This window comes from Candidatus Omnitrophota bacterium (assembly GCA_013791745.1).
Lineage (GTDB): Bacteria > CG03 > CG03 > CG03 > CG03 > CG03.
The window spans coordinates 1-7,338 of sequence record VMTH01000145.1; the positions used below are offsets into that span (position 1 = coordinate 1).

At 50.4% G+C, this 7,338-nt stretch carries 10 protein-coding genes; all 10 read left to right on the forward strand.

The window, feature by feature from the left end:
- The first annotated feature begins 66 nt into the window (after positions 1–66).
- The 10 genes from FP827_06855 to FP827_06900 all read left to right on the forward strand — a co-directional run bounded on the left by FP827_06855 (position 67) and on the right by FP827_06900 (position 7,337).
- The gene (locus tag FP827_06855; GenBank protein ID MBA3052787.1) at positions 67–513 is read left to right on the forward strand and encodes a nucleoside-diphosphate kinase; all 447 of its coding nucleotides are present in this window, start codon (positions 67–69) and stop codon (positions 511–513) included.
- Positions 514–605: 92 nt separating this feature from the next.
- Complete coding sequence (locus tag FP827_06860) at positions 606–1,841, forward strand: acetate kinase (GenBank protein MBA3052788.1); 1,236 nt, start codon at positions 606–608, stop codon at positions 1,839–1,841.
- 25 nt (positions 1,842–1,866) lie between these two features.
- Entirely contained in the window at positions 1,867–2,085 is a 219-nt protein-coding gene (locus FP827_06865; protein ID MBA3052789.1) for a 50S ribosomal protein L32, read from the forward strand.
- On the forward strand, positions 2,078–3,070 hold the full coding sequence (gene plsX, locus FP827_06870) for a phosphate acyltransferase PlsX (protein MBA3052790.1): 993 nt from the start codon (positions 2,078–2,080) through the stop codon (positions 3,068–3,070). Before FP827_06865 ends, plsX begins: the two co-directional genes overlap by 8 nt.
- A complete protein-coding gene (gene fabD / locus FP827_06875) occupies positions 3,070–3,975 on the forward strand; it encodes an ACP S-malonyltransferase (GenBank protein ID MBA3052791.1) in 906 nt (301 codons plus the stop codon). Before plsX ends, fabD begins: the two co-directional genes overlap by 1 nt.
- Positions 3,976–4,021: 46 nt before the next feature.
- Complete coding sequence (gene fabG, locus FP827_06880; GenBank protein MBA3052792.1) at positions 4,022–4,759, forward strand: 3-oxoacyl-[acyl-carrier-protein] reductase; 738 nt, start codon at positions 4,022–4,024, stop codon at positions 4,757–4,759.
- A 46-nt stretch (positions 4,760–4,805) separates the two neighbouring features.
- Positions 4,806–5,048: an acyl carrier protein gene (acpP, locus tag FP827_06885; GenBank protein ID MBA3052793.1), complete on the forward strand. Its 243-nt coding sequence runs from the start codon at positions 4,806–4,808 to the stop codon at positions 5,046–5,048.
- Positions 5,049–5,145: 97 nt separating this feature from the next.
- Positions 5,146–5,835, forward strand: coding sequence for a ribonuclease III (gene rnc / locus FP827_06890; GenBank protein ID MBA3052794.1), 690 nt, complete (start codon positions 5,146–5,148; stop codon positions 5,833–5,835).
- 18 nt (positions 5,836–5,853) lie between these two features.
- Positions 5,854–6,579 carry an ABC transporter ATP-binding protein gene (locus FP827_06895; protein MBA3052795.1) on the forward strand — a complete coding sequence of 242 codons (726 nt, stop codon included), beginning with the start codon at positions 5,854–5,856 and terminating at the stop codon, positions 6,577–6,579.
- Entirely contained in the window at positions 6,576–7,337 is a 762-nt protein-coding gene (locus tag FP827_06900) for a hypothetical protein (protein ID MBA3052796.1), read from the forward strand. Before FP827_06895 ends, FP827_06900 begins: the two co-directional genes overlap by 4 nt.
- Position 7,338 lies beyond the last annotated feature (1 nt).

The window sequence follows — 7,338 nt, forward strand, 5'->3', positions numbered from 1 at the left end:
AGGGCCCATTCCCATTATACTTTGCAAAATTGACGGGAATATGTTATAAACAGCGGGTAAAATCTTATGGAAAAAACACTTTTTATCATTAAGCCGGATGCCGTGTGCGAAGCCCACACGGGCAAAATAATAGATATTGTCCTGAAAGAGGGCTTCATGATCCGGGCAGTGAAGATGACGCGCTTTAGCTGGGCCAAAGCCTCCAAATTTTACGCCGAGCACAAGGGAAAAGCTTTTTACGGGCCCCTAATAAAATTCATGACCTCAAATCCTGTCATAGCCATTGTCCTTGAGAGGGAAAACGCGGTCAAAAAACTCAGGGAAATAGTGGGAAAGACAAATCCCGCCGAGGCCGCGCGCGGAACAATCAGAAAGAAATACGCCCGCGACGGCAGGCATAACGCGGTGCACGCCAGCGACTCCCTTTCTTCGGCGAAGAGGGAAATCCCCTTTTTTTTCAAAGCTTCTGAAATAAAAGACTGGAAATACATAGATTACCCCGTGATTAAATGACAATGCCTGAGCATCAAGAATCGCAAGAGCACGCCGCGGCGCACCCGCCATCCGGCACGGCAGGCTTTCAGCGGGAGACGCAACGCCCCGCCATGGCGGATGCGACACTTCGGCCTCGCTTGAAGTCGGCGAATGCTTCGATAAATTTAATCCTCAACTGCGGCTCGTCGTCGCTGAAATACAAGGTCTTTGAATCCGGAACTGAGAACTGCCTGACAGGCGGCCTTGTAGAGAGAATCGGCGCGCCGGACGCCGTGATAACGCATAAGGCCTGCAACGGGAATCCTCTTGACAGAATTTCCGGAGAAGTGAAGAATCACAGCGCCGCTATAAGCATGGTGCTTGAAAGGATTCTGGGGGCGGGCGGTTTTAGCAAAAAACAGCTGAAAGCTGTCGGCCACAGGGTTGTCCACGGCGGAAAATATTCCGAGCCCGTCGTGGTGAATGACGAGGTCAAGCAGTATCTGAAAGAGGTGACATTTGAACTTGCCCCGCTGCACAATCCTTTTAACTTTGAAGGCATCGCCGCCGCTGAGAAAAATCTGCCCGGCGTGCCGAATGTGGCCGTTTTTGACACGGCCTTTCATCAGACGATACCTGATTTCGCCTACATGTACGCTCTGCCTTACAGATATTACACAAAACACCTCGTGAGGAAATACGGTTTTCACGGCACATCCCATCAACATGTCTCGCTGAGGGCCGCGGAGATGCTGAAAAAACCGCTTTCCAAAACAAAGCTCGTTACCTGCCATCTGGGCAACGGCGCGTCGCTGGCCGCTGTCAGAAACGGGAAGTGCGAAGACACTTCCATGGGTTACACGCCGCTGGAAGGCGTTATGATGGGCACGCGATGCGGCGACATAGACCCTGCGGCGGTGCTGCACGTGATGATGTGCGAAGAGCTCTCCATGCATGATATGGACACGATTTTAAACAGGCAGAGCGGCCTGGTGGGAGTCAGCGGCATCTCAAACGATCTGAGGGATATAATCAAAGCCGCCGACGACGGGAATGAAAGGGCGGCCCTCGCTTTCAAAATGTACTGCTACAGGATAAAAAAATACATAGGCGCTTACATAACGCTGCTCAACGGCGCGGACGCTATCGTTTTTACCGCCGGAGTGGGAGAGAATTCGCCCCCTGTGCGCGCGGAGGTCTTGAAAAATCTGGAAAATATTGGAATAATAACCGACCCTGTTTTGAACAGGGCAATGATTTCGGGCCGCGAAGGCGAAATAAGTTCGGCATCGTCCCCGGTAAAAGTCTTTGTCATAGCTACGGATGAGGAGCTGATGATAAGCAGGCTTGCGGATAAAATGACTTGACTTTTCAAGTCGGGAGGAAAATAAAATGGCAAATCCTAAAAGGAAGACTTCTAAGGCGAAACAGCGCAGGCGCAGGGCGAGCTGGATGAGCAGCGGCGATGTGACCGTCGCCAGATGTCCCCAGTGCAAAAAGCTGATAAAACCCCACACGGTGTGTCAGTACTGCGGCTTTTATAAGGGCAAAAAAGAGGTCACGACAAAAGAAGAGATCAGAGAAACTAAAAGAGTGAAAGAAAATGGCTAATATAATCCTTGACGCTATGGGCGGCGATAACGCCCCCGCCGCTCAGGTAGCCGGCGCTGTCGCTGCTCTTGATGAAGTGCAGGCGGATATATATTTATCCGGCCGCAGTGACGAAATTGAAAAACTTCTGGACGGTTTCACGCATCCGCGTCTTCATATTCTGCACGCTTCAGAAGTGATAGAGATGGGCGACAAGCCCGTTGTGGCCTGCAGGAAGCATCCCGATTCAAGCCTGATGGTGGGGATGAGATTCACAAAAGAGCGGGAAAATTCGGTTTTTATAAGCGCAGGAAATTCCGGCGCGGTTATGACCGCGGCCGTGATGGTGCTTGAAAGGATTCCCGGGATAATCAGGCCCGCAATAGCTGTCGTGACTCCCGGAATCAAGCATCCCTTTGTGCTGCTGGACGCCGGGGCCAACACAAACTGTTCGTGGCAGCAGCTCTGCCAGTTCGCGGTCATGGGCAGCATTTGCGCGGAATTGATCCTGAAAAAAAGCAATCCGAAAATAGGGCTTCTTTCAAACGGCAGTGAGCAAGGGAAGGGAACGGACGCTGTGGTGGCCGCCAACAAGTCGCTGGTTGAGACAGGGCTCAATTTCACGGGCAACATAGAGGGAAACGATATTTTTAACGGTGTCTGCGACTGCATAGTCTGCGACGGTTTTGTGGGCAACATAATATTGAAGGCCGTCGAGGGCCTGGGCACGGCGCTGAAACACAGCGTGAGTTCGGGTTCGCGTTTCAAGATTTTTGGCAAGATAGCCCAGAGAGTCATGAAAAAGATCTTTATGAAATTTGATTACACCGAATACGGGGCGACATATTTGCTTGGCCTTAAAGAGAGCGTTCTGGTCACGCACGGCGTGGCGAACGCGAAGGCCATAACAAACGCCATTATCGCCGCTGAAAACGAGATGAATGTGGGAATAAATAAAAAGATCGCCGTTGAAATCAATAAATACGCGGCGGTGCTGAATTTATAATGGTGAAAAATTACGCTGTTGTTTTTCCGGGACAGGGCGTGCAGGGGATAGGTATGTCCCGCGACTTATACGGCAAATACCCTCAGGCCGCTCACACTCTGGATTATGCCTGCCAGATCCTCGGAATGCCCCTGAAGACCATAATGTTTGACGGGCCCGAGAACGAGTTAAACAGGATCTCACTGACACAGCTTGCCGTGTTTGTCTCAAACATGATGGTTTACGACGCCATAAAAGACGCTGTGGGCGAAAAACCTCTGTTCGCCGCGGGTCACAGCCTCGGGGAATATTGCGCTCTCTGCGCCTCCGGCGCGCTCTCCTTTGAGGATTCTCTCAAACTCGTCGCTTCGCGCGGCAGGATAATGGAGGCAAACTGTCCCGAAGGCGCGATGGCGGCGGTGATAGGTATGAGGACTATGGATATTTCCGATCTCTGCAAAAGCATAACGGAAAGCGGCCGGCTCGTTGAGGCTGTCAATTTTAATTCCAGAAAGCAGACTGTGATATCAGGAACTGCCGAGGGGATAGAGGCCTTCAAGGCCCGGGCGGCGGGCAAAGGCAGGATAATACCTCTGAAAACCGCAGGGCCTTTTCATTCTTTCCTGATGAGGAAATCGCAGGAAGTTTTCGCGCCCGAGCTGGATAAAGTTTATTTTTCAGACCCCGCTTTTCCCGTTGTATCCAATGTGACAGCGAAAGGCAGTACAAAGTCTTCCGATATCGTCACCGCTCTAAAAACACAGATCGCCTCGCCGGTGCAGTGGGTGGCTTCGGTTGAATATATGGCCTCGCGCGGGGCGGAGATGTTCGTGGAATGCGCTGAAAAAAGTGTTCTCTCGTCAATGATAAAGAATATATCCCCTGAAACTCAGGCGATAAGCGCGATGACTTTAATCAATGAATAAGACAAAGATGGTGCAGGGGAAACTTCAATTAGATTGAGGGGGTAAAATGAAATTCGATAATAAAGTGGCTCTTGTGACGGGAAGCGCCCAGGGAATAGGTTTTTCCATCGCCGAGAAACTCGCCGCGGAAGGCGCGCTGGTTGTGATAGCGGATATAGCGGAAGAGGCATCGATCGCCGCCTGCGAAAAACTAAAAAACGCGGGTTTCAAGAGCGATCACATCGCGATGGACGTGTCCGATTTCAATCAGGTCGCGGAAAAAATGAAAATCCTTGTGGAGAAACACGCCAGAATTGATATCCTTGTCAACAACGCCGGCATAACGAGAGACGGCCTTCTTTTGAGGATGTCTGAAAAAGATTGGGATATGGTTCTTGACATAAACCTGAAAAGTGTATTTAATTGCACGAAAGCGCTTGCCCGCTCCATGATGAAAACAGGCGGAGTGATAGTGAATGTCGCCTCCATCATAGGGCAGATGGGTAACGCCGGCCAGGCGAATTATGCCGCTTCAAAGGGCGGTATAATAGCCCTGACGAAAACGATAGCGAAAGAGTTCGCTTCCAGAGGTGTGAGAGCCAACGCCGTCGCGCCCGGTTTCATAAGCACGGCTATGACGGACAAGCTCACGGAAGAGGTGAAGGGCAAAATGCTTGAAGCCATACCTCTGAGAAGGCTGGGAAGGCCCGAAGATGTGGCCAATCTGGTGAGTTTTTTGTGTTCGGATGAATCCGCTTACATAACCGGCCAGGTCGTCAGAATAGACGGCGGCATGGTGATGTGAAAGGAATAAGCGATTTGAAATTCAGGATAGTTTTAAGGAGGTTTTGATGTCAGAACAGAATGTTGAAGAGAAAGTAAAAGCGATTATCGCGGAAAGATTGAGAGCGGATATGGATAAAATTACGCCCGAGGCGAATTTTATCAATGACCTTGGCGCCGATTCGCTGGATCAGGTTGAGCTCGTGATGGCCCTTGAGGACGAATTCGGCCTTGAAATAGCCGATGATGAGGCTCAGAAGCTCGACACCGTCGGAAAAGCAATAGAATACGTTAAATCCAAAGTTTCCTAAGAAGGAATATTTTAATTCCGCTCCGGCGCGGCGTCCTCGTCCGCCGTCTAAGGCGTGGCGAAGATCTGTTGGCAGGTTTTTCTAAGAGGTTAAGGGCGTGAAAAAAACCGAGTTAGAAAAAATCAGCGGCATTGTGGGTTTTGAGCCGGATGACACCAAGCTCTTCTCAAAAGCTTTTACGCATAAAACATTAGCGTTTCAGAAGGGCCTGCTCGATATGTCCAATGAGAGGCTTGAGTTCCTGGGCGATTCTGTTCTCAATCTCTACATATCCATAAGGCTTTTTGAGATATTCCCCGACGCCGCCGAGGGGGCGCTGACAAGGATGCGTTCCTATCTTGTTAACACGAGGCGACTGGCGAAATTATCCAGGGAGCTGGGCCTGCATGAAATACTCAAAGTGGGGGAATCTTTTGAGGGCGACCCCGCTGAACAGACATCTATTCTCGCCGACACTTTTGAGGCGCTCCTAGGGGCGGTCTATATAAACAAAGGCTGGGAAGCGTCGGGCGCTTTCATAGAAAAATATTTTGACATAGAAAAAGCGTCCGCCAAACTTGATTCAAAAAGCAAACTGCAGCAGATAGTGCAGAAAGAATCGGGTATTCTCCCTCAATACACTGTTGTGAAAGAGGAAGGCCTTCCGCATAAAAAACATTTCGTTGTGGAAGTGGAGTTCAACGGCGCTGTGCGCGGCTCAGGGGAAGGATCCAACAAGAAAAACGCCCAGGAATGCGCGGCGAAAGACGCGCTCTCAAAGATGGGCGACACCGATGACCGGAAGTAGCGAGGATTGATACGAGAAATGGAAAAAGTTGAAAAAGCTCTTGAATTCCGCGATGTCGGAAAAATTTACAGACGGAATCATTTTTTTAAAACGGCTGAAACCGCGGCCCTGAAGGATTTCTCTCTTGATGTGAACAAAGGCGAGATATTCTGCCTTCTCGGGCTCAACGGGGCGGGGAAAACAACGGCGGTGAAACTTGCCCTGAACCTTATCTTCCCTGATTCGGGCGATATAAAAGTTCTCGGTGAAAAACCCTCGCCTGAAGTGGTGAGCCGCGTCGGCTATGTTTCGGAAAGCCCCTATCTTTTTCCCTATCTGACCGCCCGGGAACTTTTTAATCTCTTGGGCATTCTTTCCGGACTCAATGCCGCGCGGCGCGCGCAGGCCATGGACAGGATCTGCGATTTCCTGTCCATGGGCGATTTTATAGACAAGAAGATAGGCGAATGCTCAAAAGGCATGCAGCAGCGCGTGCTTCTGGCCCAGGCGCTCATCCACGATCCCGATCTGCTGATACTTGATGAACCTTATTCAGGGCTGGATCCCGTGGGTATAGCACAGATGAGACAATACATAGAGAAGCTGAACGCCGAAGGTAAAACAATACTCATGACCTCTCACCTGATAGCCGAGAGCGAGAAAATAGCCGCGCGCGCGGGAATTCTCAAAGCCGGTCGCATCGCGAAAGTCATTCCCGTGCGTCAGGGCCTTTTAGAAAAGGAATTTTTGGAGGCTGTTTTATGAAAGCTGTTTATAATGTGGCAAAATACACTCTGCTTGAGAACGCCAGGAGTAAATCATTTTCGCTGTCTGTTGTTTTTATAGCCCTCGTTTTTGTGTCGGCTTTTATTTTCGCGAAGCTTTCCGAGGTCGTGGAGATCCGGGCGATACAGGACATAGGTATGGGCGCGGTGCAGTTCTTCTCTTTTCTGACGGCTCTTTTTTTCGCCGTGAAGGTGGCTTTTGTGGAGGGCCAGAACAAAACCATATATCTTCCTCTGACCAGGCCTGTGAAAAGGAGCGAATACATATTCGGCCGGTATCTCGGCATAATCCTCTCGGCGGCGCTGGAGATAGCCGCAATGGGGATGCTCCTGACGATACTCCTGTATCTCAAACAGGCAAAATTTGACAGCTTTTATTTCCTGTCATACTTTTTTATTTTCCTCAAGATATCGATGATAACGGCTGTGACGGTTCTAATATCGCTCGCTTCGACCAGCCAGGCCTCGGCCTTCATCTTCTCATTTCTCGTGTGGATAACCGGCCATTCGCTGGGCGAGGTGGAATTCCTGCTGGATGAGATGAGCCCGGCTATGGTAACGATGGTGAGGATATTCAAGTGGATATTCCCGAACTATACGCTGCTGAACCTGGCGGATTACACGGCGGGGCGTTTTATGGCCGCAGCCGGTTATCTGCCGGCCGTTCTTTACGCCGTTTTTTATGTGTTTGCCGTCATGTGGCTGGCCGCGGCGGTGTTTGAGAAAAAAGAATTCTGAT